At 48.5% G+C, this 239-nt stretch carries 1 protein-coding gene; it reads left to right on the top strand.

The features are described 5' to 3' along the window. On the top strand, positions 1-239 hold a 239-nt coding region (locus SB773_RS34350), incomplete at both ends, for a DNA topoisomerase (RefSeq protein WP_410594997.1).

Here is a 239-nt window from a genome sequence, read left to right as displayed (position 1 = left end):
AGCAAGCTCAACAGCAACGGAAAAGACTTTGAAGCCAAATTTTATGGCTATGGAGACGAAAAAATTGAACTGAAGTCAGAGGCGGATGTTCAGGAAGTCTATAAAAGGATGGCGGATCAGCCGTATGTCGTTCGGAAAGTAACGAAGCGGGAGCGCAAGCGGAATCCTGCGCCTCCGTTCATTACCAGCTCCTTGCAGCAAGAGGCGGCGAGAAAGCTGAATTTCCGTACAGCAAAAAC

The sequence above is a fragment of the Bacillus sp. SIMBA_074 genome (genome assembly GCF_046534555.1).
Lineage (GTDB): Bacteria > Bacillota > Bacilli > Bacillales > Bacillaceae_G > Bacillus_A > Bacillus_A mycoides.
Note: the sequence above shows the minus strand (reverse complement) of the source record. Positions and strands in the feature narration are given on the sequence as shown.